This window comes from Streptomyces sp. NPDC049837 (assembly GCF_040674455.1).
In the GTDB taxonomy this organism is placed as follows: Bacteria; Actinomycetota; Actinomycetes; order Streptomycetales; family Streptomycetaceae; genus Streptomyces.
In genome coordinates, this window is the sequence record NZ_JBFAMP010000001.1 from 913,685 (window position 1) to 937,124 (window position 23,440).

At 73.2% G+C, this 23,440-nt stretch carries 28 protein-coding genes; 12 read left to right on the forward strand and 16 right to left on the reverse strand.

What is annotated here, in order from left to right:
• Window positions 1-849, forward strand: a complete 849-nt coding sequence (gene fdhD / locus AB0J57_RS04060) for a formate dehydrogenase accessory sulfurtransferase FdhD (protein WP_366126330.1) — start codon at window positions 1-3, stop codon at window positions 847-849.
• 85 nt (window positions 850-934) lie between these two features.
• Here fdhD and AB0J57_RS04065 read toward each other — a convergent pair whose 3' ends face one another.
• Both AB0J57_RS04065 and AB0J57_RS04070 read right to left on the reverse strand, forming a co-directional pair.
• The gene (locus AB0J57_RS04065; protein ID WP_366126331.1) at window positions 935-1,321 is read right to left on the reverse strand and encodes a (2Fe-2S) ferredoxin domain-containing protein; all 387 of its coding nucleotides are present in this window, start codon (window positions 1,319-1,321) and stop codon (window positions 935-937) included.
• 60 nt (window positions 1,322-1,381) lie between these two features.
• The gene (locus AB0J57_RS04070) at window positions 1,382-1,828 is read right to left on the reverse strand and encodes a MarR family winged helix-turn-helix transcriptional regulator (protein WP_366126332.1); all 447 of its coding nucleotides are present in this window, start codon (window positions 1,826-1,828) and stop codon (window positions 1,382-1,384) included.
• A 90-nt stretch (window positions 1,829-1,918) separates the two neighbouring features.
• Here AB0J57_RS04070 and AB0J57_RS04075 point away from each other — a divergent pair, with 90 nt between their 5' ends.
• Window positions 1,919-2,842, forward strand: a complete 924-nt coding sequence (locus AB0J57_RS04075) for a zinc-binding dehydrogenase (protein WP_366126333.1) — start codon at window positions 1,919-1,921, stop codon at window positions 2,840-2,842.
• Window positions 2,843-2,851: 9 nt separating this feature from the next.
• Here the strand turns inward: AB0J57_RS04075 and AB0J57_RS04080 are convergent, their stop codons facing one another.
• The gene (locus AB0J57_RS04080; RefSeq protein ID WP_366126334.1) at window positions 2,852-3,889 is read right to left on the reverse strand and encodes a bile acid:sodium symporter family protein; all 1,038 of its coding nucleotides are present in this window, start codon (window positions 3,887-3,889) and stop codon (window positions 2,852-2,854) included.
• A 125-nt stretch (window positions 3,890-4,014) separates the two neighbouring features.
• Here AB0J57_RS04080 and AB0J57_RS04085 point away from each other — a divergent pair, with 125 nt between their 5' ends.
• Together AB0J57_RS04085 and AB0J57_RS04090 are read left to right on the forward strand one after the other, a co-directional pair.
• Entirely contained in the window at window positions 4,015-4,875 is an 861-nt protein-coding gene (locus tag AB0J57_RS04085; protein WP_366126335.1) for a LysR substrate-binding domain-containing protein, read from the forward strand.
• Window positions 4,876-5,149: 274 nt separating this feature from the next.
• The gene (locus tag AB0J57_RS04090) at window positions 5,150-6,949 is read left to right on the forward strand and encodes a long-chain fatty acid--CoA ligase (RefSeq protein ID WP_366126336.1); all 1,800 of its coding nucleotides are present in this window, start codon (window positions 5,150-5,152) and stop codon (window positions 6,947-6,949) included.
• Window positions 6,950-6,971: 22 nt separating this feature from the next.
• Here the strand turns inward: AB0J57_RS04090 and AB0J57_RS04095 are convergent, their stop codons facing one another.
• The 6 genes from AB0J57_RS04095 to pqqA are packed head-to-tail and all read right to left on the reverse strand — an operon-like array spanning window position 6,972 to window position 11,138.
• Complete coding sequence (locus AB0J57_RS04095; RefSeq protein ID WP_366126337.1) at window positions 6,972-8,051, reverse strand: PQQ-dependent sugar dehydrogenase; 1,080 nt, start codon at window positions 8,049-8,051, stop codon at window positions 6,972-6,974.
• On the reverse strand, window positions 8,048-9,139 hold the full coding sequence (gene pqqE / locus AB0J57_RS04100) for a pyrroloquinoline quinone biosynthesis protein PqqE (RefSeq protein ID WP_366126338.1): 1,092 nt from the start codon (window positions 9,137-9,139) through the stop codon (window positions 8,048-8,050). The genes AB0J57_RS04095 and pqqE overlap by 4 nt, the downstream gene beginning before the upstream one ends.
• A complete protein-coding gene (gene pqqD / locus AB0J57_RS04105) occupies window positions 9,136-9,408 on the reverse strand; it encodes a pyrroloquinoline quinone biosynthesis peptide chaperone PqqD (RefSeq protein ID WP_366126339.1) in 273 nt (90 codons plus the stop codon). The genes pqqE and pqqD overlap by 4 nt, the downstream gene beginning before the upstream one ends.
• Window positions 9,405-10,100 (reverse strand): pyrroloquinoline-quinone synthase PqqC, encoded by a 696-nt coding sequence (gene pqqC, locus AB0J57_RS04110; RefSeq protein WP_366126340.1) that lies wholly within the window; start codon window positions 10,098-10,100, stop codon window positions 9,405-9,407. The genes pqqD and pqqC overlap by 4 nt, the downstream gene beginning before the upstream one ends.
• Window positions 10,097-10,996, reverse strand: a complete 900-nt coding sequence (gene pqqB, locus AB0J57_RS04115) for a pyrroloquinoline quinone biosynthesis protein PqqB (RefSeq protein ID WP_366126341.1) — start codon at window positions 10,994-10,996, stop codon at window positions 10,097-10,099. Before pqqB ends, pqqC begins: the two co-directional genes overlap by 4 nt.
• A 10-nt stretch (window positions 10,997-11,006) precedes the next feature.
• Window positions 11,007-11,138: a pyrroloquinoline quinone precursor peptide PqqA gene (pqqA, locus tag AB0J57_RS04120; protein WP_366126342.1), complete on the reverse strand. Its 132-nt coding sequence runs from the start codon at window positions 11,136-11,138 to the stop codon at window positions 11,007-11,009.
• 243 nt (window positions 11,139-11,381) lie between these two features.
• Here pqqA and AB0J57_RS04125 point away from each other — a divergent pair, with 243 nt between their 5' ends.
• Entirely contained in the window at window positions 11,382-12,215 is an 834-nt protein-coding gene (locus tag AB0J57_RS04125; RefSeq protein WP_366126343.1) for an aldo/keto reductase, read from the forward strand.
• A 64-nt stretch (window positions 12,216-12,279) separates the two neighbouring features.
• Here the strand turns inward: AB0J57_RS04125 and AB0J57_RS04130 are convergent, their stop codons facing one another.
• Both AB0J57_RS04130 and AB0J57_RS04135 read right to left on the reverse strand, forming a co-directional pair.
• The gene (locus AB0J57_RS04130) at window positions 12,280-12,750 is read right to left on the reverse strand and encodes a hypothetical protein (RefSeq protein WP_366126344.1); all 471 of its coding nucleotides are present in this window, start codon (window positions 12,748-12,750) and stop codon (window positions 12,280-12,282) included.
• Window positions 12,751-12,788: 38 nt separating this feature from the next.
• Window positions 12,789-13,346 carry a hypothetical protein gene (locus AB0J57_RS04135; RefSeq protein WP_366126345.1) on the reverse strand — a complete coding sequence of 186 codons (558 nt, stop codon included), beginning with the start codon at window positions 13,344-13,346 and terminating at the stop codon, window positions 12,789-12,791.
• Window positions 13,347-13,485: 139 nt separating this feature from the next.
• Between AB0J57_RS04135 and AB0J57_RS04140 the strand changes: the two genes are divergently transcribed.
• Together AB0J57_RS04140 and AB0J57_RS04145 are read left to right on the forward strand one after the other, a co-directional pair.
• Window positions 13,486-14,472: a permease gene (locus tag AB0J57_RS04140; RefSeq protein ID WP_366126346.1), complete on the forward strand. Its 987-nt coding sequence runs from the start codon at window positions 13,486-13,488 to the stop codon at window positions 14,470-14,472.
• A complete protein-coding gene (locus AB0J57_RS04145) occupies window positions 14,469-15,224 on the forward strand; it encodes a TIGR03943 family protein (protein WP_366126347.1) in 756 nt (251 codons plus the stop codon). Before AB0J57_RS04140 ends, AB0J57_RS04145 begins: the two co-directional genes overlap by 4 nt.
• Before the next feature lie 2 nt (window positions 15,225-15,226).
• On the opposite strand, the gene AB0J57_RS04150 is transcribed toward AB0J57_RS04145, so the two are convergent.
• Complete coding sequence (locus AB0J57_RS04150; RefSeq protein ID WP_366126348.1) at window positions 15,227-16,111, reverse strand: class I SAM-dependent methyltransferase; 885 nt, start codon at window positions 16,109-16,111, stop codon at window positions 15,227-15,229.
• A 26-nt stretch (window positions 16,112-16,137) separates the two neighbouring features.
• Entirely contained in the window at window positions 16,138-17,154 is a 1,017-nt protein-coding gene (locus AB0J57_RS04155; RefSeq protein WP_366126349.1) for a WYL domain-containing protein, read from the reverse strand.
• A 39-nt stretch (window positions 17,155-17,193) separates the two neighbouring features.
• Between AB0J57_RS04155 and AB0J57_RS04160 the strand changes: the two genes are divergently transcribed.
• Entirely contained in the window at window positions 17,194-17,679 is a 486-nt protein-coding gene (locus AB0J57_RS04160; RefSeq protein WP_366126350.1) for a hypothetical protein, read from the forward strand.
• Window positions 17,680-17,699: 20 nt separating this feature from the next.
• On the opposite strand, the gene AB0J57_RS04165 is transcribed toward AB0J57_RS04160, so the two are convergent.
• Window positions 17,700-18,005, reverse strand: a complete 306-nt coding sequence (locus tag AB0J57_RS04165) for a 4a-hydroxytetrahydrobiopterin dehydratase (protein WP_366126351.1) — start codon at window positions 18,003-18,005, stop codon at window positions 17,700-17,702.
• A 103-nt stretch (window positions 18,006-18,108) separates the two neighbouring features.
• Between AB0J57_RS04165 and AB0J57_RS04170 the strand changes: the two genes are divergently transcribed.
• The gene (locus AB0J57_RS04170) at window positions 18,109-18,915 is read left to right on the forward strand and encodes a helix-turn-helix transcriptional regulator (protein ID WP_366126352.1); all 807 of its coding nucleotides are present in this window, start codon (window positions 18,109-18,111) and stop codon (window positions 18,913-18,915) included.
• 9 nt (window positions 18,916-18,924) lie between these two features.
• Here AB0J57_RS04170 and AB0J57_RS04175 read toward each other — a convergent pair whose 3' ends face one another.
• Window positions 18,925-19,341 carry a hypothetical protein gene (locus AB0J57_RS04175; protein WP_366126353.1) on the reverse strand — a complete coding sequence of 139 codons (417 nt, stop codon included), beginning with the start codon at window positions 19,339-19,341 and terminating at the stop codon, window positions 18,925-18,927.
• 131 nt (window positions 19,342-19,472) lie between these two features.
• On the reverse strand, window positions 19,473-20,096 hold the full coding sequence (locus AB0J57_RS04180) for a histone deacetylase (protein ID WP_366126354.1): 624 nt from the start codon (window positions 20,094-20,096) through the stop codon (window positions 19,473-19,475).
• Between the two features lie 137 nt (window positions 20,097-20,233).
• On the opposite strand from AB0J57_RS04180, the gene tdh reads away from it, so the two are divergent.
• From tdh to AB0J57_RS04195, 3 genes are read left to right on the forward strand one after another with little or no spacing between them, the layout of a single operon-like run.
• A complete protein-coding gene (tdh, locus tag AB0J57_RS04185) occupies window positions 20,234-21,262 on the forward strand; it encodes an L-threonine 3-dehydrogenase (protein WP_366126355.1) in 1,029 nt (342 codons plus the stop codon).
• 25 nt (window positions 21,263-21,287) lie between these two features.
• Window positions 21,288-22,469 carry a glycine C-acetyltransferase gene (locus tag AB0J57_RS04190; protein ID WP_366126356.1) on the forward strand — a complete coding sequence of 394 codons (1,182 nt, stop codon included), beginning with the start codon at window positions 21,288-21,290 and terminating at the stop codon, window positions 22,467-22,469.
• A gap of 10 nt (window positions 22,470-22,479) precedes the next feature.
• Window positions 22,480-23,400 carry a LysR substrate-binding domain-containing protein gene (locus AB0J57_RS04195; protein ID WP_366126357.1) on the forward strand — a complete coding sequence of 307 codons (921 nt, stop codon included), beginning with the start codon at window positions 22,480-22,482 and terminating at the stop codon, window positions 23,398-23,400.
• Window positions 23,401-23,440: the final 40 nt, after the last annotated feature.

Consider the following 23,440-nt stretch of genomic DNA (forward strand, 5'->3'; position numbering starts at 1 on the left):
ATGGGACGGGTCACCGAGCGCCGCCGCGTCATCCGCATCCGGGACGGAGCCGTCTCGACCCGTCCGGACACCCTGGTCGCCGAGGAGCCGCTGGAGATCCGGCTCAACGGCAAGCCGCTCGCCATCACCATGCGCACACCGGGGGACGACTTCGCGCTGGCGGCCGGCTTCCTCGTCAGCGAGGGCGTCCTCGGGTCGGCGCAGGACGTCCGGAACATCGTGTACTGCGCCGGCGCCAAGGACGACGGGACCAACACGTACAACGTGGTGGACGTCCAGCTCGCCCCCGGCGTGGCCGTCCCGGACATCACGCTGGAGCGGAACGTCTACACCACGTCCTCGTGCGGCCTGTGCGGCAAGGCCAGCCTGGACGCCGTCCGCACCACCGCCCGCTTCCCGCTCGCCGACACTCCCCCGGTCCGCGTCGATCCCGAGCTGCTCGCCGCCCTCCCCGACCGGCTGCGGGAAGCGCAGAAGGTCTTCGACCGGACGGGCGGGCTGCACGCGGCGGCGCTGTTCTCGGAAGGCGGCGAGCTGCTCGACGTACGGGAGGACGTCGGCCGGCACAACGCGGTGGACAAGCTGGTCGGCCGCGCGCTGCGGGAGGACCTGCTGCCGCTGGACCGGGCGATCCTGCTGGTGTCGGGGCGGGCGTCGTTCGAGCTGGCGCAGAAGGCGGTGATGGCGGGTATCCCGGTGCTGGCGGCGGTGTCGGCGCCGTCGTCGCTCGCCGTGGACCTGGCCGCCGGGGCGGGCCTGACGCTGGTCGGCTTCCTGCGCGGCCGGAACATGAACGTGTACGCGGGTGAGGACCGGATCGCCCTGGCCGAGCCGGCCTCCCGGGGCTGACCCTCCCGGGGCTGACGGTCCGCCCGCTGCACGGGCCGGCGCCGGCCGGCGGGGTGCGCCCCCTGCGCCGGCCGGTTCCGCGCCCCTACTTCCTCGGCGGGTCGATCATCTGGAGCGTGAGCGTGTCCGGGGGCTCCGCGATGCCCGGCCCGCCCGCCTCCACCCAGGTGAGGATGTCGTCCAGGCAGTCGTCGTCGAGGGCCCAGCCGATCCAGGCGGCGCGGGCGCCCCGCCGCCGGCCCTCGGTGGAGGGCTGGACGACCACCACGTTGGCCTGGCCGCACGGGCCGAGGCAGTCGCTGGTGCGGACGGCGAGCCTGCCGCCGGAGGCCGCGGCGGCCGCGCGCAGCCTGGCGAGCTGGCCGGCGTGGTCGGTGCCGGGGCGTTTACGGGCGTCGCCGCAGCAGCAGCCGCGGCAGACGACCAGGGAGCAGGGGCGGGTGGCGCCGGGCCGTATCCAGGTGCGGTTCACCGGGCCGCGCCCCGGGCGTCGAATGAGGGCATGACCTCACGTTATCGACCTACGTGATCATCATGGGCCGGTGGGGTGCACGATCCGCTCCAGCAGGGCGGTGAACCGTTCGCGGTCGGCGGGGTCGAGGGGCGCCAGCAGTTCGGCGTTGGCCCGGTCGGCGGCGGCTTGGCAGCGGCGGAGGCGGCGGGTGCCGTCGGCGGTGACGGTGATGGCGTTCTTGCGGCGGTCCGTGGGGTCCGGGGTGCGCGTGACCAGGCCGTCGCCCTGGAGGTCGTTGAGGATGCCCACCATGTCCTTGGGGTCGATGGCGAGGCTGCGCCCGAGTTCGGCCTGGGCGACCGGGCCGCGTTCGGCGACGGCGGCCAGCACGGCGTGGTGCCACATCTTCATGCCCTCCTCGGCGAGGGCCTCGGCGACCAGCGCCCGGCCGCGGGTGGCGGCACGGCCGAGGAGCCAGCTCGGGAGGGTGGCGATGCGGGCGGGGGCGGGCGGGGTGTCGGCCATGCCGCCAGCCTATCCATAAACCGTTGGGCTCACCAACGATCTCTCCGTATCGTTGGTCATCCCAACGATCAGAGGGCGAGGTGTCGCGCCATGCGGCGTGTGCGGTACGAGGTCAACGGCGGCCCCGAGGTGCTGTTCCTGGAGCACGTCCCGGAACCCGTGGCCGGTCCGGGCGAGCTGCTGGTGCGGGTGGAAGCGATCGGAGTGAGCCTGCCCGCCGTGAAGCGGGTGCGGGAGGCGGCCGGGCCGCTGCCGCTGGGCGGCGAGGTGGCCGGGACGGTGGAGGCGGTCGGCGACGGGGTGACCGGCTTCGCGGCCGGGGACCGGGTGACGGGCGTCTGCTTCGCGCACGGGTACGCCGAACTCGCCGTCGTCCACGCCTCGATGGCCTCGCTCGTCCCGGACGGCGCGACGGCGGTCGACGCGGTGGCGCTGGTGCGCGGCGGGCTGGTCGCGCGGGGGGCGTGGGAGGCGGCGCGCCCGGTGGCGGGCGAGTCGGTGCTGGTGACGGGCGCGGCGAGCGGCGTGGGGCAGCTCACGGTGCAGCTCGCCCGGCTGGCGGGGGCCTCGCGGGTGGTCGCGGCAGCGGGGTCGGCCGCCAAGGCGGAGTTCCTGTACGGGCTCGGCGCGGATCAGGTGGTGACGTACCGGGACTCCTCATGGGGCGAGCCGGTCGACATCGTGCTGGACGCCGTGGGCGGAGCGCTGCTCACGCCCGCGATCGCCGCTCTCGCTCCGGGCGGGCGGCTGGTGGCGTACAGCTCCGGCGGCGGCACGGTCGAGGCGTACGACCTGCTCGCCGGCGCCAAGTCGGTGATCGGCTTCCAGATGGCCCACCTGGTCCGCACCCGGCCCGGCGCGTACGCCGCCTGGCGGGACGAGCTGTGGCACCTCCACGCCACCGGCCGCCTCCGCGCCCGTGTGCACGCGGAACTCCCGCTGGCCGAGGCCGCCGAGGCCCACGCGCTCATCGAGTCCCGCGCCAACCAGGGCAAGGTGGTGCTGGTCCCGTGACGGCAGCCCTCAGCGGCGGGCGGACTCCGCCCGGCACATGTCCACCGCGAGCGGCTCCGGCGAGGCGGACGCCGGGTCGTTCGCACGGCGCTTGGCGATGACCGCGCAGACCATCAACTGCATCTGATGGAAGAGCATCAGCGGCAGGACGGCGAGCGAGGCGTGCGCACCGAACAGGACGCTCGCCATCGGCAGGCCCGCCGCCAGGCTCTTCTTCGACCCGGCGAACTGGATCGCGATCCGGTCCTCCCGGCCGAACCCGAGCCGCCCGGCCCCGTACCAGGTGAGCGCCAGCATCACGGCGAGCAGCACCGCCTCGACACCGAGCAGGGCCGCGAGCCGGGCCGGGGTTACCTGGTGCCAGACGCCCTGGACCATGCCCTCGCTGAACGCGGTGTAGACGACGAGCAGGATCGAGCCCCGGTCGACGTACCCCAGCACCTTCTTGTGCCGGGTGAGAAAACCCGCCACCCAGCGGCGCAGCGCCTGCCCCGCCAGGAACGGCACCAGGAGCTGCGCGACGATCCGCAGCAGCGAGTCCGCCGAGAAGCCGCCGGCGGTGCCGCCCAGCAGCAGGGCCGCCAGCAGGGGCGTGAGGACGATCCCGGCCAGCGACGAGAAGGAGCCCGCGCAGATCGCGGCGGGCACGTTGCCGCGCGCCATCGACGTGAAGGCGATCGACGACTGGATCGTGGACGGCACCAGGCACAGGAAGAGCAGCCCGCCGTACAGGGCGGGCGTCAGTACGGCCGGGACCAGGCCCCTGGCGGCCAGGCCCAGCAGCGGGAAGACCACGAAGGTCGCCGCCAGCACGGTCACGTGGAGGCGCCAGTGCCGCAGTCCGTCCAGCGCCTCGCGGGTGGACAGCCGCGCCCCGTACAGGAAGAACAGCAGCGCGATCGCGCCGGTGGAGATCCCGCCGACGGCGTCGGCGGCCGCGCCGGAGGCGGGGAGCAGCGCCGCGAGGGCCACCGTCGCGACCAGCGCCAGGATGTACGGGTCGATCGGCAGACGGAGGCGCGGGGCCAGGGGTCGGCGGCGGGTCATGTGCTCCACGTGCTCTCGGTTCAGGTCGTGCCCTCTCCATCGTCCATGCGATCGAGCCGATCGGGAATCCCGTACACCGCTCTGACTGTCATCACGTTCCGCGATGACCGCGCTAGCCTGGAGACGTGTACGAGCCGACGCAACTGCGCACCTTCCTGGCCGTGGCTCAGACCCTGAGCTTCACCCAGGCCGCCCGCCGCCTCGGGCTGCGCCAGTCGACGGTCAGCCAGCACGTGCGGAAGCTGGAGGAGGCGGCGGGGCGCGCGCTGTTCACCCGGGACACCCACAGCGTGGAGCTCACGGAGGACGGCGAGGCGATGCTCGGCTTCGCCCGGACGATCCTGGCGGCCCACGAGCGGGCGGCGGCGTTCTTCACCGGTACGCGGCTGCGCGGGCGGCTGCGTTTCGGGGTGTCGGAGGACTTCGTGCTGACCCGGCTGCCCGAGATCCTGGAGTCGTTCCGGCGCGAGCACCCCGAGGTGGACCTGGAGCTGACGGTGGGCCTGTCCGGCACGCTGCACGAGCAACTGGCCGCCGGCCGGCTGGACCTGGCCCTCGCCAAGCGGCGCGGCGGCGACACGCACGGCCGGCTGGTCTGGCACTCCACGCTGACGTGGATCGGCTCGCCCCAACTGCGCCTGGACCCGGAGCGCCCGGTTCCGCTGATCGTCTTCCCGCCGCCGGGCATCACCCGGGCGCGCGCCCTGGAGGCGCTGGAGGCGCACGGCCGCCCGTGGCGGATCGTCTGCACGAGCACGAGCCTGAGCGGCCTGATCGCGGCCGCCCGCGCGGGCCTGGGCGTGATGGCCCACACCCGTGGCCTGATCCCGCCGGGCCTGACCCCGCTCCCGGCCCGGGCGGGCCTGCCGGAACTGGGCGACGTGGACTTCGTCCTCCTGCACGGCCGCCCCAGGGGCACGGCCCAGGAGGCGGCGGACGCCCTGGCGGCAGCGATCCTCGCGGGCGGCGACCGGCTGCACCGGTAGCCGCCGTACGTGATGGCGCGTGAGCGCGGCGTGCCGCGTGAGCGTGGCGTACAGATTCCGTGGAGATTCCGGGACCCGCTACTTACCCGGTGGTCAGTAGCGTGCCCACACCCACCCCCGTGGCCGGGCACTTAGCTCCTGACCTGTGGCGATGTCGTACGGACAGGGTTCACGAAGGCCCTCCCGCGCGGGTCCGGCGTGGGGTACCGTCACCCTCCGCCGTGCGGAGCACCCCCCAAGGAGCAGGCCATTGCGCGAGTTCACTGTCCCACCCGTGGCGACGGCTCCCCTGGTCGGCGGACTTGCTGATTCCGTATTCGAGCACGCCGTGGACGACCCGGACCGGGTCGCACTGGGCCGCAAGGACGCGGACGGCCGCTGGGTCGACGTCACGGCCGCGCGGTTCCGGGACGAGGTGCTGGCGCTCGCCAAGGGGCTGCTCGCGGACGGCGTACGGTTCGGCGACCGGGTCGCCATCATGGCGCGGACGCGCTACGAGTGGACGCTGTTCGACTTCGCGTTGTGGACGGTCGGTGCGCAGTCCGTGCCCGTCTACCCCACCTCCTCCGCCGACCAGGTCCACTGGATGCTGCACGACGCCGAGGTGACCGCGTGCGTGGTGGAGCACGAGGACCACGCCATGACCGTCGGCTCGGTGGTCGACCGGCTGCCCCGGCTGAAGCGGCTGTGGCAGCTCGACGCCGGGGCGGTCGCCGAACTGGTGGAGGCGGGCGCGCGCATCGACGAGGAAGTGGTGCAGCGGCACCGGCGGGCGGTGACGCCCGAGTCGATCGCCACGATCATCTACACATCCGGGACGACGGGCCGCCCCAAGGGGTGCGTGCTGACCCACGCCAACTTCATGTTCGAGGCGGACACCCTGGTCAGCCGGTGGGAGCAGGTGTTCCACTCCAAGCCCGGCGACGAGGCGTCGACGCTGCTGTTCCTGCCGCTCGCGCACGTCTTCGGGCGGATGGTGGAGGTGGCGGCGGTCCGCAAGCGGGTGAAGTTCGGCCACCAGCCGCAGCTCGCGGCCGGGCCCCTGCTGGCCGATCTGGCGGCGTTCCGGCCGACGTTCGTGCTGGCCGTCCCGTACATCTTCGAGAAGGTCTACCAGGCGGCGCGGCGCCGAGCGGAGGCGGACGGGCGGCTGGGTCCCTTCGACAAGGCCGTCGAGGTGGCGGTGCGGTACGCGGAGGCGCTGGAGAACAAGGCGTTCGGGCTGGGGCCCGGCCCGTCGGCGGCGCTGCGGGTGCAGCACCAGTTCTTCGACAAGGTGGTGTACGGCAAGGTCCGCGACGCGCTGGGCGGCCGGGTGCGGCACGCGATGTCGGGCGGGTCGGGGATGGCCCGGCGGCTGGGGCTGTTCTTCGAGGGCGCGGGCGTGACCGTGTACGAGGGGTACGGGCTGACGGAGTCGGCGTCGGCGGCCACCGCGAACCCGCCCGAGCGGACGAAGTACGGCACGGTCGGGCCGCCCATCCCGGGGACGACGGTGCACATCGCGGAGGACGGCGAGGTGTGGCTGCGCGGCCCGCACGTCTTCTCGGGCTACCTGGGCGACCCGGCCGCGACCGCCGCCGTGCTCCGGGACGGCTGGCTGGCGACCGGTGATCTGGGGGCGCTCGACGAGGACGGCTATCTGACCATCACCGGGCGGAAGAAGGAGATCCTGGTGACGTCGGGCGGCAAGAGCGTGTCGCCGGCCGCCCTGGAGGAGCGGGTACGGTCCCATCCGCTGGTGGCGCAGTGCATCGTGGTCGGCAACGACCGCCCGTACATCGCCGCCCTGGTCACCATCGACCAGGAAGCCGTGGAGCACTGGCTCGCCATGCAGAACCGGGCGCCCCTGCCGCCCGCCGAACTGGTGCGGGACCCCGCGCTGGAGACGGAGATCCGGCGGGCGGTGGTGGCGGCGAACACGCTGGTGTCGCAGGCGGAGTCGATCCGTACGTTCCGCATCCTGGCGCATCCGTTCTCGGAGGAGCACGGCCTGCTGACGCCGTCGCTGAAGCTGAAGCGGAGGGCTATCGAGGCGGCGTACGCGGCGGAGGTCGACGCCCTGTACCGGTGATGAGCCTCACCGGTGAGGGGCGTCAGCCGATCGTCACCTTGAGGATCCGGTCCGAGCCCGCCGGCTGCCCGCCGTTACCGTCCGCGTTGGTCGTGGACAGCCACAGGTCCCTGCCGCCGGGCACCGTGGTGACAGTGCGCAGCCTGCCGTAGGTGCCGACGTAGTACGCCGTCGCCGTGCCGACGTTCTCGTTGCCGGCGTTGATGGGGATGCGCCAGAGCCGTTGGCCGCGCAGGGACGCCATGTAGACGGCGCCGTCGGCGACGGCGATGCCGCTGGGGGACGCTTCGGCGACGCCCCAGGTCTTCTTGGGGTTGGTCATGCCGGCCACATTGCAGGTGCCTTCGCAGGTGGGCCAGCCGTAGTTGGCGCCGGGCTTGATGAGGTTGAGCTCGTCGCGGGAGTTCTGGCCGAGTTCGGCCTCCCACAGCCGCCCCTGCGCGTCGAAGGCGAGGCCCTGCGGGTTGCGGTGGCCCATGCTGTACACGAGGGTGCCGAAGGGGTTGCCGGGGGCGGGCCTGCCGTCCTTGGTCATGCGGAGGATCTTGCCGTTGAGGGAGTTCCGGTCCTGGGCGAGCGAGGTGACCTGGGCGTCGCCGGTGGAGGCGTACAGGTATCCGTCGGGGCCGAAGGCGAGCCGTCCGCCGTTGTGGTAGCGGGCCTTGCGGATGCCCTGCACGAGCGTGGTGTAGCCGGTGAGCGTGGTCCCGTCGTAGGTCATGCGGGCGATCCGGTTGCCCTCCGACGACGTGTGCATGAAGTAGACGTGCCTGGTGGTGGCCCAGTCGGGGTCGACGGCCACGCCCATGAGGCCGCCTTCGCCGCCGGTGGTCTGGGAGTTGGGGACGGTGCCGATCCGGGTGCGGGCGCCGGAGGGAGTCACCTTCCAGACCGTGAAGGTGTCGCGTTCGGTGACGAGGGCGGCGGAGCCGTCGGGCAGCCAGTGGGTGCCCCAGGGGATGGTCCAGCCGGTGGACAGGGTGGTGACGCCGGTGGGTTGGCTCGCGGGGGCGGTCGCGGCGGAGGACGGCGTTATGAGGCCGGCGAGCAGCGCGGCGGCGCCGAGGGCGGCCGCGAGCAGGGTGGGGCGCGTGGGGGTCATCGGGGTCCTTCCGTGCGGTAGGAGTATCCGGAGTCGGTGCTCACGCCGGCCGCGTCGACGAGGGCGGTGACCAGCCCGTGGTCGGGGGACTTGCGGCAGACGGGGTCGGTGCGGGTGGCGTCGCCGGTCAGGGCGTACGCCTGGCAGCGGCAGCCGCCGAAGTCGGTGGTGCGCAGCTCGCAGCTCCGGCACGGTTCGGCCATCCACTCCTCGCCCCGGTACGCCGTGAACGCCGGGGACTCGCGCCAGATCCAGTCCAGGGCGTGGTCCTTGACGTTCGGCGCGCCGAGCCCGGGCAGGGCGGCGGCGGCCGGGCAGGGCAGGACCGTGCCGTCGGGGTGGACGGTCAGCGACAGGGCGCCCCAGCCGCCCATGCAGGGCTTGGCGGTGCCGTCCACGTAGTCGGGCACGACCCACACCAGGTCCAGGCGCCCGGCCAGCCGCTCGCGCCACCGGGCGACGGCGTCCCGCGCCCGGGCCACCTGTGCCCGGCCGGGCAGCAGTGCCGCGCGGTTGCGCAGCGCCCAGCCGTAGAACTGGGTGTTGGCCAGCTCGACGCGCTCGGCGCCCCAGGCGAGGGCCAGCTCCACGAGGTCGTCCAGCGCGTCGAGGCTGGCCCGGTGCAGGACGACGTTGAGGCCCAGCGGCAGCCGTGCCTCGCGTACGAGCCTGGCGGCGCGCTCCTTGGCGGTGAACGCCCTGGCTCCGGCGATGCGTTCGGCGGCGCCGGCGTCGGTGTGCTGCACGGACAGTTGGACGCTGCGCAGCCCGGCCGCCACCAGGCCGCGCAGCCGTGTCGCGGTGAGCCCGACGCCGCTGGTGACGAGCTGGGTGTGGATGCCGGTGCCGTCGGCGGCGGCCACGATGGCGTCCAGGTCGCGGCGCAGCAGCGGCTCGCCGCCCGACAGGTGGGTCTGGACGACGCCGAGCGCGGCGGCCTGCCGGAAGACGTCCGCCCACTGCCCGGCCGTCAACTCGGTGCTTCTGGGCAGCAGTTCGAGCGGGTTGGAGCAGTAGGCGCAGCGCAGCGGGCAGGCGTGGGTGAGTTCGGCGAGCAGGGCCCAGGGCGGTTGGGGCGGCTGTGTCATGTGAGCCAGCCCTCCTCCCGTAGCCGCCCGAGGAAGGCGGGCACCTCCTCGGCGACGGGCGCGTCCGGGTGGCGGGCCCGGAGTGCGGCGACGATGCCGTCGACGTCCCATTCGCCGTCGCAGAGCCGTACGACGGACCCGGCGTTGCCGTGCAGGACGACCACGCGTTCGGGCAGCACCAGCAGGTCGGTGCCGCGCACATGGTCGTGCCGGAGCATCACCGACCGGCGCAGTGCCGGTCGCCACGTACCGCTGTCGCTCGCGCTCATGCCCGCCCCCCGGCTTCGACGGCGTCCAGCAGCGACCACAGCACGTCGCATTTGAAGGCGAGCGCGGCCACCGCCCGTTCCTGTTCCTCGCGGGTGCGGGCCCAGTCGAGGACCAGGGCGAGCGCTTCGGCGCTGTCGCGGCTGCCCTGTCCGATCCGGTTCTGGAAATAGGCCAGCCCGTCCGCTTCGATCCACGGGTAGTGCGTCTCGAACGCCTGGATGCGGGTGCGCATGATGCTGGGCGCGGACAGTTCGGTGAGGGAGGCGGCGACGGCTTCGAGCCGGGGGCGCAGCCGGCAGAAGTTGACGTAGCCGTCGACGGCGAGCCGTACGCCGGGCAGCACCTCGTCGCCCGATTGGAGGCGGGCCCGGTCGATGCCGGCGGCCTCGCCGAGCCGCAGCCAGCGCTCGATCCCCCCGTCGCCCTCCTTCTCGCCGTCGTGGTCCTGGATGCGCCGCAGCCAGGCGCGGCGCAGCGCGGGTGTGTCGAACTTGGCGAGGATCAGGGCGTCCTTGACGGGGATGTGGCGCTGGTAGTGGAAGCGGTTGAGGATCCACCGGCGCACCTCGGCGGGGGTGAGGGTGCCGTCGTGCATGCGGACGTTGAAGGGGTGGCGGTCGTGGTAGCGGTCGGCGGCGACGGCGCGCAGCCGGGCCGTGAACTCCTCGGGTGTCAGGGGCTGTTGGCTCACAGCTCGATCACCATCCGGTCGGCGGCGACGCCGATGCCCTGGTCCGCGAGCAGCGCGTGCTGCGGGGCGGCGGGGTCGGCGAGGGGGTTGGTGTTGTTGAGGTGGGTGTAGAGGCAGCGGGTGCCCAGGGCGGCCAGCCGGCGGGCGGTGCCGTGCGGTCCGTCGATGGGCAGGTGCCCCATGCCGGTGGCGGTCCTGGTGGAGATGCCGGTGCGTACGGGTTCGTCGTCGTCCCAGAAGGTGCCGTCGACGATGACGCAGTCGGCCTCCTCGACGGCGTCCTGGAACGCGTCGGTCCAGGCGGCGAGCGCGGGTGCGTAGACGAGGGCCCGGCCGGTGTCCGTGTCGCGCAGCCGGAGGGCGACGACCCAGGTGGGGTCGTCGGGCCCGGCGCCGGCGGCGGCGTACCGGGGGCGTTTGGCGGAGACCGGCACGGCGTCGATCTCGATCGTCCCGCCGGGGTTGAGCGGCTGCGGCCTGGCGCCCAGCTCGCGCCACTCGACGCGGGTGTAGGGGGCGAGGGTGTCGCCGAGGCGGAGGCGGTCGGTGAGCGCGGTGCGAACGGGCGGGGTGGCGAGGATCTCGAAGCCGTCGGCCTCGCGGAGGCGGGCGATGCCGAGGGTGTGGTCGAGTTCGGCGTCGGTGAGGACGACGCCCGCGAGGGGCGTGTCGCGGGGGCCGGGCCCCGGCCGCAGTCCGGAGCTGTCCTCGATCTGTTCGCCGAGGTCGGGGGTGGCGTTGACGAGGTACCAGGAGCCCTCGTCCGCGCGGAGGGCGAGCGAGGCGTGGCGGCGGCGCCGCTCGGGGTGGGCGCGTGCCCCGGCGCAGCCGGGACACGCGCAGTTCCACTGGGGCAGCCCGCCGCCCGCCGCGGTGCCGAGCACCTGGAGCAGCATGGCGGTGGGTCTACCGGTCGGCGAGGAAATAGGCGGTGACTTCGAGGCCGGTCTCCACGACCGTGTACTCGGGGGTCTGCCAGGCGGCCGGGGTGGCGGCCGTCTCCTCGGCGTTCTCGTGGGGCGTGAAGGATTCCTGCATGGCCGGACCTGCTTTCCTGAGAGGTGGGGGTTCAGGAGTGCCGAACGCGGCTATTCAACCGTTCAGATGGCTGCATCGCGTTCAGCGACGTGCAATAGAGTCGCGCGTTGACGGGACGCGGTCAATGGCACGGTTATGGGAACGCGCCGGGAGTACGGCGGGAACACGTTCCAGGATGTGATCGTTGTCCCTGGGAGTACCGAACCTGTTAGTACCAACCGACGACGTTAGGATCGACCGCTCGTGACCAAGGTCCCCTCCATCACCCTCAACAACGGCGTCGCCATGCCGCAGCTCGGTTTCGGTGTCTGGCAGGTGCCCGACGACGAGGCGGCGAACGCGGTGGGCACGGCCCTCGAAGCCGGATACCGCAGCATCGACACCGCGGCGATCTACGGGAACGAGAAGGGCACCGGCGAGGCCATCGCCGCCTCCGGCATCGCCCGCGACGAGCTCTTCGTCACCACCAAGGTCTGGAACAGCGAGCACGGCCACGACGCGACGCTGCGCGCGTTCGACGAATCCCTGGCCAGGCTGGGGCTCGATTACGTCGACCTGTACCTGATCCACTGGCCGGTGCCCTCGCGGGACGCGTACGTCGACACGTACAAGGCGCTCGAAAAGATCCACGCGGACGGCCGCGCCAAGGCGATCGGCGTCTCCAACTTCCTGCCCGGGCACCTGGAGCGCCTCCTCGACGAGACCTCCGTCGTACCGGTGCTCAACCAGATCGAGCTCCACCCCCGGCTCCAGCAGAGCGAGTCCCGGGCCTTCCACGCCCGCCACGGCATCCGGACCGAGGCCTGGTCCCCGCTGGGCCAGGGCAGGGGCCTGCTGGAGGTCCCGACGATCGTGGCGGTCGCCCGGAAGCACGAGCGCACGCCCGCCCAGGTGGTGCTGCGCTGGCACCTCCAGCTCGGCAACATCGTGATCCCCAAGTCCGTGACCCCCTCCCGGATCCGGGAGAACATCGACGTCTTCGACTTCGAGCTGGACGCCGACGACCTGGCGGCCTTCGCCGCCCTCGACGAGGGCAAGCGGCTGGGCCCGGACCCGGCCACGTTCGGCCAGGGCTGAGCGCCGGTCGCGCGGACGGCGCAGCCGCCTGCGGGCGGCCGCGCCGGCCGGGTCACGGGTGGGGTCAGGTGGTCAGCAGGCGGTTGAAGAACGACCGGTACTGGCGCAGCGCCTTGCGGAGGTCCTCGGTGTCGACCTCCTCCCCGCGGTTCCACTGACCCTCCAGGTCCTTCTTGTGGTCGGCGAACGTCGAGGCCAACTGCTGCATGACGTCCGCGACGAGCGCGTCGGCCTTGTGCACGGCCTCACGAGGGTCGTCGACGAACTGGGTCTGGATCTCCTGCCAGCGGTCCCGGAAGCCCTCCTCGTCCCCCTCGTCCAGGAGCCGCGGTGTCTCGTCCTCGCTCGGGACGGCCACGTCCGGGGTCGTGGACGGTTCCGCCTCGGCCGCCCCGGCCGGCTCGGCGGTGCTTTCGAGCGGGTAGGCGGGGGCGTCCGGCGGCCCCTCGGTGGCTTCACCCGCGCCGCCCGGCTGGGCGATGTCCTCGGTGGACAGGCCGCTCTCGCCGGGTCCTGGTATGTCCTCGCGTTGCATCTCTCCTCCTCCACTGAGTTCCACCGGGGCTCGCCGGGTCAGGCCGGGGCCCGGTGGGACTGGCCCCCGTCGGACAGCAGCTCGTCGAAGAGGGCGCGGTAGTGCACCATGGCCCCGCGCAACTGCTCGGTCGTGGCCTGGTGCTTCATGCTCAGCCTGTTGATCTCGTGCGCGGCCCGGTAGTGCTCGATCGTGCGGCCGTGCTCGACCGAGAGGTCCTTCAGCCGCTGCTCCAGGCCCTCGGTCGGGTAGCCGCGCTCCCTCATCAGGGAGGTCACCAGGAGGTCCGCGTCCTGCACGGCGTCCTCCGGGCGGTCCACGAACTCGCCCTGGACGTCGGCCCAGTTGCGGCTGTAGCGGTCCCGGACGTCACCCGGCAGCGGCTTGATGTCCAGCTCGTCGTGGCGTTTCTCGCGGGCGCTCAGATCGCGCTCGGCGGCGATCCGGCTTCCGGTGTCCTCGACCGTCCTGTCGTACTCCGGTCCGAAGCGCTCGCGCAGGCGCCGGCTGCGGAAGCCGAGGAAGGCCACCACGGCCAGGGCGGCCAGGATCAGCGCGACGGGAATGACGATCGCCAGGAGGGTTCCTGTCGACATGGGACCGACCCCCTCACTCATGTCCGATTTGCCCCATTCAGGGTATCGCCGACACTCTGTCGCCGAAACGGCCGCGGGCGAGGTGCTGCCCCTAGGGCGAAATGATTGTCATTAGCCGCTACGGCTAATGTGTCGCTCCATGAACCGAGCCGCCCCCGTGCGGGAACGCCCGCCCGGCGCGATACCGCCGTCCGTCGCCGTCACCGGCGCCGTATCGCTGCTGCTGATCGGCGCCCTCGCGCTGCCGGTGCTGAACCACCCCGGCTTCCGGGCATGGCAGACCGTCTGCGTGGCGCTCACCGTGCAGGCGCTGCCCTTCCTGCTCTTCGGCACGGTCGTCTCGGGCGCCGTCAACGCCTTCGTCCCGGCCCGGATCCTCAGCAGGGCGCTCCCCCGCAACCCCGCACTCGCCGTGCCCGTCGCCGGTGCGGCCGGCGTGGTGCTGCCGGGCTGCGAGTGCGCCTCCGTGCCGGTCGCGGGGAGCCTGATCCGGCGCGGGGTCACCCCGGCGGCGGCGTTCGCGTTCCTGCTCTCCGCTCCCGCGGTCAACCCCGTCGTCCTCGTGTCCACCGCCGTCGCCTTCCCCGGCCAGCCGGGCATGGTCGCCGCCCGGCTCGTCGCCTCCCTCGCGACGGCGGCGACCATGGGCTGGCTGTGGCTGAAGTGGGGCCGCTCCGAGTGGCTGAGGATGCCCGCGCGGCACACCGGCCACCGGGCCGGGCACAGCCGCTGGGAGGAGTTCCGGGTGGGTTTCCAGCACGACTTCCTGCACGCGGGCGGCTTCCTCGTCGTCGGCGCGATGGCGGCGGCCACCTTCAACGTGCTCGTACCGCGCTCCGTGCTGGACGTCTTCGCCGGCTCCCCCTGGCTGTCGGTGCTGTTCCTCGCCGCACTCGCGATCGTCCTCGCCGTGTGCTCGGAGGCCGACGCCTTCGTCGCCGCGTCGCTCACCGGCTTCTCCCCCACCGCACGGCTGACCTTCATGGTGGTGGGCCCCATGGTCGACGTGAAGCTGATCGCCCTTCAGGCCGGAACCTTTGGCCGGGCCTTCGCGATGCGCTTCTCGGCGGCGACCGCCGTGGTGGCCGTGGCGTGCGCCTGCCTGACGGGGTGGTGGCTGCTGTGAGACGGCACATCCAGGCGGCCCTGCTGCTGCTCACCGGCTCCGCCGTCCTGCACATCTCGCTGCTGAGCCAGGTCTATCTGCGGTACGTGAAGGAGAGCCTGCGGCCCTTCCTGATCGCGTCCGCCGTGCTGCTGCTCGTGCTGGGCGTCGTCAGTGCCGTACGCGACGGGCTGCCGTTCGCGCCCCGCCGCGAGACGGACGCGGAGGCGGACGACGGGCACGGGCACGGGCATGACGGCGGGCCGCGTGTCGCCTGGGTGCTCCTCCTGCCCGTCCTGGCCCTGCTGCTGTACGCCCCGCCCGCGCTCGGCTCCTACACGGCGGCGCGCGAGACGGACAACGCGGTCGCCCCGGTGTCGGAGTTCGAACCGTTGCCGAACGCCGACCCGGCGCCGCTCGCCCTGTCCGGGTTCATCGCGCGGGTCCAGCAGGACCGCGACCGGAGCCTGGCCGGCCGCACGGTCCTGATGACCGGGTTCGTGACGCCCGCCAAGGACGGCACCGGCACCTGGTACCTCACCCGGCTCGTGGTGAGCTGCTGCGCGGCCGACTCCCGGTCGCTGCGCATCCGCGTCCACGGCAGGCCCGCGCCCCCCGCCGACACCTGGGTGACCGTGACCGGAACCTGGCACCCCGGTGGCGGCGGCGAGCTCGGCACGGCGGCCGCCGCGGTGGCGCTGGACGCCCGGACCGTGGAACGAGTGCCCGAGCCGGTCGACCCGTACCAGGACACCGCGCCCCCGCTGCCCTGAGGTCAGCCGCGGCGGGCCGTGTGCACCGTGCGGGCGGTCAGCATGAACAGGTCCGGCCGCTGGTGCAGGCCCAGCGGGTCCTCCGGGTCCAGCAGCCGGTCCAGCGTGGCCCGGTCCTCGGGCGCGAGCCGCTCGCCGAGCGCGTCACGGGTCCGGGTGAAGGTGGTCACGATCTGCTCCCGCACGGCGTCGGTGACCGGGGCCGGCAGGTCGTGGAGGAACGAGCGCGTACCGCTCGGCACGAGGCCCGCGTCCGCCAGGAGGGCCCGCCAGTCGTCGACGTCCTCCTTGGCGCCGGGCAGCCCCGCCCGCATCTCGGCGAACCAGTCGGCGTGCACGGCGTCGATCCTGGCCTCCAGGCCCGGGCGGCCGATGCCGAAGCTGTGCGGCAGGCGCCGCGTCGGCAGCCCGCCCTCGACGACCGCGAGCAGGCCGCCCGGCCGCAGCAGCCCCGCCAGCTCGGCGAGCGCGCCGCGCTGGTCGCCCAGGTGGTGCAGGGAGTCGGCCGCCCAGATCAGGTCGGCGCCGCCCAGCCCGGCGATGCCGTCCGGGAGTTCGGCGTGGTGCGTGGTGACCCGCTCGCCGAGCGACTCGGCACGGGCGCGCTGCCGGGTGCGCTCCAGGAGCTCGGGCGTGGCGTCGACGGCGACGACCTCCGCGTACGGGAACGCCTCGGCGAGCAGGCACGACTGCACGCCCGGTCCGCTGCCGACGTCGAGGACGCGGCGCACGCCCGCGACCGGTGCCAGCTCGCCGAGCCAGGCCGCCGCCTGCCGGTACAGCGGGCTCTGGAGCTCCGCGCCGTGCTCCAGCAGCGGGAGCATCTCGTTCCAGTCCATGTGGGTGTCGTCGTGGCCGTGGTGATGACCGTGGTGGTGTTGGCTCATGCGGACAGGGTGGCGGCGGGGTGCGGTCACGGCGAGCTTTGTTGCCGCTTCCGCAACGCCGGCGGCGGTACGCCGGGCGCGGCGGCGTACCGCTCGGCCAGCAGCCGGGCCGTTGCGGCCAGCCGGGTGCGCAGCTCCGTCGGGGCGAGGACCTCCACGTCCGCGCCGAGCGCCAGGAACTGGTCGTGGGCGTGGTCCGGTGACTCGACGGGCACCCGGGCGCGCGTCCAGCCGTCCGGTTCGCGGGTGCCGGTGGTGGCGGCGGCCCGGGCGGCGGCGCCCGTGAGCCGGGCGAGGCCGCGCGGCGAGAGGCGGACGAGGACCTCGTCCCGGTACAGCCGGGCGTGGAAGTCACGCTGGTGCGCCTGCCAGTACGCGGCCAGCCCGAAGTCGTCCGGTACGTCGAACTCGTCGTCCGTGACGGTGAGTTCCAGGATCTGGTCGACCCGGTACGTGCGCGGCCCCGACCCGCCCGGGCGCGCCGCCACGACGTACCACCGGCCCGCCTTCAGGACGAGCCCGTACGGCTCCAGGCGCCGTTCGACGTCGGTCGGCTCGGCCCAGCGGCGGTACCGGACGACGAGGACCCTGCCCCGCCACACGGCGTCCGCGACGGCCGGCAGGAACGGTACGTCCTCGTCCTCGGCGTACCAACCGGGCGCGTCCAGGTGGAACCGGCGGCTCATCCGGTCGGCCTGCGCCCGCAGTTGGGGCGGCAGGGCGGCGCGCAGCTTGAGCCGGGCGCCGGAGACGGCGGGGCCGAGGCCCAGGTCGGCGGCCGGGCCGGGGAGCGCGGTCAGGAACAGCGCCTCGGCCTCCCCTGCGGACAGGCCGGTCAGGCGGGTGCGGAAGCCGGCGAGCAGCTCGTAGCCGCCGCGGTGACCGGCGTCCCCGTACAGCGGGATGCCCGCCGTGTGCAGCGCCTCGATGTCCCGGTAGACGGTGCGGACCGAGACCTCCAGCTCGGCGGCGAGCTGGGCGGCGGTCATGCGGCCCCTGGTCTGGAGCAGGAGCAGGATCGACAGGAGCCGGCTGGACTTCACTGACACAGGGTGTCAGTGAAGCGCTCATACCGTCCAGCCATGGCTTTCGCAGAGAAATTCCTCTTCACGCCGCCGCCGGTCGAGGTGGACGGCCGCCGCGTCAAGCGCTACCACGTCACCGCCGACCCGTCCGGCATCGCACCGGACGTCGAAAAGGCGGCGTACGAGGTCCTCCCCGAGCTGCTCCCCGAGCCGGACGGGACCACCCCGCCGGCGTCGTTCACCGTCCTGCACCGGGGCGGTGACGACGGTGCGTACCTCAACACCTATAGCTGGGTGTGGGACAACGTCCTGCACTGCTCCATCGCCGTGGCGGGCCAGCCGTCGCTGGGCTGCCCGGACCGGGACCCGACGCATTTCGTCCCCCTGGAGCGGCCGTGGATCGGCTGCGTCTGGGAGCTGCCGCCGCTCGCGCACGAACGGGACGCGTGGGTACGGCACATACTCGCGCCGGACCGCCCCGATCTCGACGCGTACATGGCCGACTCGCTGCGCACGCCGCGGACGGGGGGCACGCGCGCGTAGACGCCCGCGCGCAGACACCGTCAGTTCGCGCCGTGGGTGGGCGCGATCTCCTCGACGCGGGAGGCGAGCGTGAAGTCCTTCTCCGTGATCGCGCCACCCGCGTCGTGGGTGTTCACGGTCAGGTTGACCGTGTTGTAGCCGAGGGTGAGGTCGGAGTGGTGGTTGAGCTCCTCCTGGATCTGGGCGACGTGGACGACCATGGCGGTCGCGGCGAAGTGCGTGCCGAGGCGGTAGGTGCGGGCGATCCGGTCGCCCTCCTGGGACCAGCCGGGAAGTTCGCGCAGCCGGTCCTCGATCTCCTTCTGCGACAGTGGCTCAGTGGGCATGTCCGGGCTCCCTCCGGGTCGGTGCGGACAATGTCGGCGTGACCGTGAGATTACGGTCCGACGGCCGCCCTCCGTGGTCAACACGTGGGTTACCGTCTGCGGTATGACAACTGTCGCGACGGCTACCGGAGTAGGGCCGCTGCTGCGCGGCTGGCGCGAGCGGCGGCGGCTGAGCCAGTTGGAGCTGGCGCTGCGCGCCGACTCGTCGGCCCGTCACATCTCGTTCATCGAGACGGGCCGGTCCCGGCCGAGCGAGGAGATGATCCTCCGCCTGGCCGAGCACCTGGAGGTGCCGGTGCGGGAGCGCAACGCCCTGCTGCTGGCGGCGGGTTACGCCCCCCGGTACGCGGAGACGTCCCTGGACGACCCGGCGCTGGGCACGCTGCGGGCGGGCATCGAGCAGTTGCTGGCCGGGTACGACCCGTATCCGGCGATCGTCGTGGACGGCTCGTACACGGTGGTGGCCGCGAACCAGGGCATCGCGAGGCTGCTGGACGGGCTGCCCGAGCACCTGCTGACGCCGCCGCTGAACGCCATGCGGATCACCCTGCACCCGGAGGGCCTGGCGCCGCGGATCCGCAACCTCCGCGAGTGGCGCGGGCACCTGCTGGCCCAGATGGAGCGCCAGATGGCGGTGGCCCGCTCGGAGCCGCTGCGCCGGGTGTACGAGGAGGTCGCGGCGTACCCGCTGCCGGAGCCGGCGGACGCCGCCGGGGAGGACCGGGAGGATCCGCATCCGTACCCGTACTTCGCGCTGCCGCTGCGGATCGAGCACGACGGCCATGTGCTGTCGTTCGTGTCGTCGATCTCGACGTTCAACACGCCGATGGACGTGACGGTCGCCGAGCTGGCCATCGAGACGCTGCTCCCGGCCGACCCGGCGACGGTCAAGTACCTCCAGTCGCTCTAGGGCCTTTCCCTAGCGCCCCACCGCCCGGAGGGCCGAGAACTGGAGGGCGGCGAAGCCGGCCACGGTCGCGGCCTGCATCGGGATCCACAGCGTTCCGGCGGTGGTGGGCGACAGCCAGGCGGCGAGCGCGACGACACTCAGCACGGCCCAGATCACGTTGGCGTCCACCACCAGCTTGACCGGAGTGGCGGGCGGCTGCGGCCGGGAGGCGAGGTAGCCGACTCCGGCGGCGAACGCGGTGAGGAAGAGGCCGAGTTCGAACAGGAGCGTCGCGTCGACGCCGAGGAGCCGCCCGAGGGGGGCGGAGGCGAGCGCGTACGCCAGCCCGTTGGCCCCGGTGACGACGGCGTCGAGGGCGAGGAAGCGGCGCAGCATGGTCTGCGGCTCGGTGGTGCGGGAGATGCCGGCGAGCAGGGCCTGGGACATGGCGGACCATCCTCCATCGTGTCGTAGGGGCCCGGAGCCCGGACGGAGTGCGAGACCGCCCGGGTTCCGGTACCGAGAACGATGCCGGGCGCCGCCGCCGGGGTCGATTACCGCTGAGGTAATGGAGCCGGTCAGGGCGCGATCAGGTCGCGGACGCGCTGCTCGGTCCAGTGGCCGGCCGCGCCCGGGCAGGAGGCGAGGTAGGCGGCGACGGTGTCCGCGTCCCAGGCGCCCGCCGCGAGGAGGCCGGCGGCGAGGTAGCGGAGGTAGCCGGCTGAGGGAGCGTTCCAGTCGACGTCCTGCATGCGCCAGGGGGCCGTGAAGGTGAGCATGGGCAGGCCGTCGAGGGTGCCGGGGCGGACGAGCGTCTCGTAACGGCCGTCGCCGAGCACGGCCCTGCCGTCGCGGAGGACGTCCGTCAGGTCGAGGTCGGTGTCCGGGCCGGGCTCGCGGTACATCTCCTGGGCGGCGATGTCGGAGAACTGCTCGGCGGTGACGCGGTGCGCCCGGGCCAGGACGCGGCCCTCGGCGTGCGGGTCGTAGAACGCCCGGCCGCCGGTCCACACCGGGGACTCGGTGGCGAAGTAGAGGGCGCCCTCCAGCTCCACCGGGACGGAGGCGGTCGGCAGGCGGGGGTCGCGGCAGCCGGGGTAGGCGCGGGCCCCGCCCGGGGGCGTACCGCCGACGATGTAGTGGGCCAGGCGGTCGACGTGGGTGTTGGAGCCGTAGGACGTGTACCAGACCTCCGTCGTCATGCGTCGAACGTAGCGGGGCGTGGCGCGTGAAGCTGCGCTGTTGACCCGCTTAAGAAAACCTCGATGGACGCGGCGGGCGCGGGTCGGCAGATTGGTGCGCGTTCACGATCTCTCCCCCTCTGCCTGGAGCCGCACCCATGAAGGCACTCGTCAAGCAGAAGGCCGAGCCCGGCCTCTGGCTCATGGACGTCCCCGAGCCCGAGACCGGGCCCGGCGACGTGCTGATCCGGGTGCTGCGCACCGGCATCTGCGGTACGGACCTGCACATCCGCTCCTGGGACGGCTGGGCGCGGCAGGCGGTGTCGACGCCGCTGGTGCTGGGGCACGAGTTCGTCGGCGAGGTCGCGCACGTCGGTGCCGACGTGACCGACATCGCGGTGGGCGACCTGGTCAGCGGCGAGGGCCATCTGGTGTGCGGCAAGTGCCGCAACTGTCTGGCGGGCCGCCGGCACCTGTGCCGGGCCACGATCGGGCTGGGCGTCGGGCGGGACGGGGCGTTCGCCGAGTACGTGGCGCTGCCCGCGTCCAACGTGTGGGTGCACCGGACCAAGGTGGACCTGGACGTGGCCGCGATCTTCGACCCGTTCGGCAACGCCGTGCACACCGCGCTGTCCTTCCCGCTCGTCGGCGAGGACGTGCTGATCACCGGGGCGGGCCCGATCGGGATCATGGCGGCGGCGGTCGCCCGGCACGCGGGTGCGCGCAATGTGGTGATCACCGATGTGAGCGAGTCGCGGCTGGAGCTGGCCCGCAAGGTGGGCGCCACGCTCGCCGTGAACGTGGCCGGGAGCAGCATCGGCGAGGCGCAGCGGCAGTTGGGGCTGCGCGAGGGCTTCGACATCGGGCTGGAGATGTCCGGGCGGCCCGAGGCCATGCGCGACATGGTCGCGAACATGACGCACGGCGGCCGGATCGCGATGCTGGGCCTGCCCGCCGAGGAGTTCGCCGTCGACTGGTCGAAGATCGTCACCTCGATGATCACGGTCAAGGGCATCTACGGCCGCGAGATGTTCGAGACGTGGTACGCGATGACCGTGCTGCTGGAGGGCGGTCTCGACCTCAGCCCGGTGATCACCGGCAGTTACGGCTACCAGGACTTCGACGCCGCCTTCGACGAGGCGGCCACCGCCCGCAGCGGCAAGATCATCCTCGACTGGACCGTCTGACCTTCCCCTTTAGGAGATCCCTTTCATGTACGCGTCCGTCCGCGACGAGCTGCGCGCCACCCTCGACGAGATCCGCGACGCCGGTCTCTACAAGCCCGAGCGGGTCATCGGCACCCCGCAGAGCGCGAAGGTGTCCGTCCCCTCCGGTGAGGTGCTGAACTTCTGCGCCAACAACTACCTCGGTCTCGCCGACCACCCCGAGGTGGTCGCCGCCGCCAAGGAGGCGCTGGACCGCTGGGGCTACGGCATGGCGTCCGTGCGCTTCATCTGCGGCACGCAGGACGTCCACAAGGAGCTGGAGCGGCGGCTGTCGGCGTTCCTGGGGCAGGAGGACACCATCCTGTACTCCTCCTGTTTCGACGCGAACGGCGGCGTCTTCGAGACCCTCCTCGGCCCCGAGGACGCGGTGATCTCCGACGCCCTCAACCACGCCTCCATCATCGACGGCATCCGGCTGTCCAAGGCGCGCCGCCACCGGTACGCCAACCGCGACATGGCCGACCTGGAGAAGCAGCTCAAGGAGACGCAGGACGCCCGGCGGCGCCTCATCGTCACCGACGGCGTGTTCTCGATGGACGGGTACGTGGCGCCGCTGCCGGAGATCTGCGACCTCGCCGACCGGTACGACGCCATGGTGATGGTCGACGACTCGCACGCCGTCGGGTTCGTCGGCCCCGGCGGGCGCGGCACGCCCGAGCTGCACGGCGTGATGGACCGCGTCGACATCATCACCGGCACGCTCGGCAAAGCGCTCGGCGGCGCGTCCGGCGGGTACGTGGCGGCGCGCGCGGAGATCGTCGCGCTGCTGCGCCAGCGTTCGCGCCCGTACCTTTTCTCCAACTCGCTCGCCCCGGTGATCGCGGCCGCGTCCCTGAAGGTCCTCGACCTGCTGGAGTCGGCCGGTGACCTGCGCCAGAAGCTGGAGGCCAACACCAAGCTGTTCCGTACGAGGATGACGGAGGCGGGCTTCGAGATCCTGCCCGGCGACCACGCGATCGCGCCCGTGATGATCGGCGACGCGGCGGAGGCGGCCCGGATGGCGGAGCTGCTGCTGGAGCGCGGCGTGTACGTGATCGGCTTCTCGTACCCGGTGGTGCCGATGGGCCAGGCGCGCATCCGGGTGCAGTTGTCGGCGGCGCACTCGACGGCGGACGTGGAGCGGGCCGTGGCGGCGTTCATCGACGCCAGGGCCGCCATGGCTGGGTGACAATGGGTGGGTGATCGACCCCCGGCGACTGCGCGTCCTGCGGGCCGCGGCGGACCACCGTACGGTGACCGCCGCGGCCGCGGCGCTGTACCTGACCCCGTCCGCCGTCTCGCAGCAGCTCGCCGCGCTGGAGCAGGAGACCGGGCACGTGCTGCTGACCCGCAGCGGCAAGGGCGTACGGCTCACGGCGGCCGGTGAGATCCTGCTGGAGCACGCCAACGAGGTGCTGGCGCAGTTGGAGCGGGCGGAGGCGGAGCTCGCGGCGTACGCGGGCGGCACGGCGGGCGAGGTGACGGTCGCCGCGTTCGCGACCGGGATCGCCGAGGTGCTGGCGCCCGCGATCGGGCGGCTCGGCGAGACGCACCCCGGCATCCGGGTGCGGGTGCGGGACGCGGAGGGCGACGAGTCGCTGCCGCTGGTCCTGGACGGCGAGGCGGACGTGGCGGTCGCGGTGGAGTACCGGGGCGCGCCGCGCGAGGGCGACCGGCGCCTGGCGCGCGTACCGCTGTACGCGGAGCCGTTCGACGCGGTGCTGCACGCGGGGCATCCGCTGGGGCAGGAACCGGAGGTCGCGCTGGCCTCGCTCGCGGACGCCGACTGGATCGCCCCCTACCCCGGCAACCCGTGCCACGACATGGTGCTCCTCGCCTGCGAGCTGGCCGGGTTCGATCCGCGGGTGGTCCACTCCTCGGACGACTTCCGCGCGGTGGTCGCCCTGGCGGGCGCGGGCGCGGGGGTGGCGCTGGTGCCGCGCTCGGCCCTGCGGGGCATCGAGCTGAAGGACGTGGTGGTCCGCCCGGTCGCGGGGCCGGCGGCGTTCCGGCGCGTGTTCGCGGCGGTACGGCGCGGGGCGGAGGACCACCCGCTGATCCGGCCGGTGCTGGACGCGCTGGCGGGGGCGGCGCGGGGGCTTTCGACGCTGGAAGGGTGACCCGGCAGGTGGGGGCCGGTGCCCCCACCCTTCCGTGGTG

Bases quoted from the DNA above. Each gene is read 5' to 3' on its own strand.
- fdhD (WP_366126330.1), top strand. From the start codon at position 1: ATGGGACGGGTCACCGAGCGCCGCCGCGTCATCCGCATCCGGGACGGA.
- AB0J57_RS04070 (WP_366126332.1), bottom strand. From the start codon at position 1,828: ATGGCCGACACCCCGCCCGCCCCCGCCCGCATCGCCACCCTCCCGAGC.
- AB0J57_RS04075 (WP_366126333.1), top strand. From the start codon at position 1,919: ATGCGGCGTGTGCGGTACGAGGTCAACGGCGGCCCCGAGGTGCTGTTC.
- AB0J57_RS04080 (WP_366126334.1), bottom strand. From the start codon at position 3,889: ATGACCCGCCGCCGACCCCTGGCCCCGCGCCTCCGTCTGCCGATCGAC.
- AB0J57_RS04095 (WP_366126337.1), bottom strand. From the start codon at position 8,051: ATGACCCCCACGCGCCCCACCCTGCTCGCGGCCGCCCTCGGCGCCGCC.
- pqqE (WP_366126338.1), bottom strand. From the start codon at position 9,139: ATGACACAGCCGCCCCAACCGCCCTGGGCCCTGCTCGCCGAACTCACC.
- pqqD (WP_366126339.1), bottom strand. From the start codon at position 9,408: ATGAGCGCGAGCGACAGCGGTACGTGGCGACCGGCACTGCGCCGGTCG.
- pqqB (WP_366126341.1), bottom strand. From the start codon at position 10,996: ATGCTGCTCCAGGTGCTCGGCACCGCGGCGGGCGGCGGGCTGCCCCAG.
- pqqA (WP_366126342.1), bottom strand. From the start codon at position 11,138: ATGCAGGAATCCTTCACGCCCCACGAGAACGCCGAGGAGACGGCCGCC.
- AB0J57_RS04130 (WP_366126344.1), bottom strand. From the start codon at position 12,750: ATGCAACGCGAGGACATACCAGGACCCGGCGAGAGCGGCCTGTCCACC.
- AB0J57_RS04135 (WP_366126345.1), bottom strand. From the start codon at position 13,346: ATGTCGACAGGAACCCTCCTGGCGATCGTCATTCCCGTCGCGCTGATC.
- AB0J57_RS04140 (WP_366126346.1), top strand. From the start codon at position 13,486: ATGAACCGAGCCGCCCCCGTGCGGGAACGCCCGCCCGGCGCGATACCG.
- AB0J57_RS04150 (WP_366126348.1), bottom strand. From the start codon at position 16,111: ATGAGCCAACACCACCACGGTCATCACCACGGCCACGACGACACCCAC.
- AB0J57_RS04160 (WP_366126350.1), top strand. From the start codon at position 17,194: ATGGCTTTCGCAGAGAAATTCCTCTTCACGCCGCCGCCGGTCGAGGTG.
- AB0J57_RS04165 (WP_366126351.1), bottom strand. From the start codon at position 18,005: ATGCCCACTGAGCCACTGTCGCAGAAGGAGATCGAGGACCGGCTGCGC.
- AB0J57_RS04170 (WP_366126352.1), top strand. From the start codon at position 18,109: ATGACAACTGTCGCGACGGCTACCGGAGTAGGGCCGCTGCTGCGCGGC.
- AB0J57_RS04175 (WP_366126353.1), bottom strand. From the start codon at position 19,341: ATGTCCCAGGCCCTGCTCGCCGGCATCTCCCGCACCACCGAGCCGCAG.
- AB0J57_RS04180 (WP_366126354.1), bottom strand. From the start codon at position 20,096: ATGACGACGGAGGTCTGGTACACGTCCTACGGCTCCAACACCCACGTC.
- tdh (WP_366126355.1), top strand. From the start codon at position 20,234: ATGAAGGCACTCGTCAAGCAGAAGGCCGAGCCCGGCCTCTGGCTCATG.
- AB0J57_RS04190 (WP_366126356.1), top strand. From the start codon at position 21,288: ATGTACGCGTCCGTCCGCGACGAGCTGCGCGCCACCCTCGACGAGATC.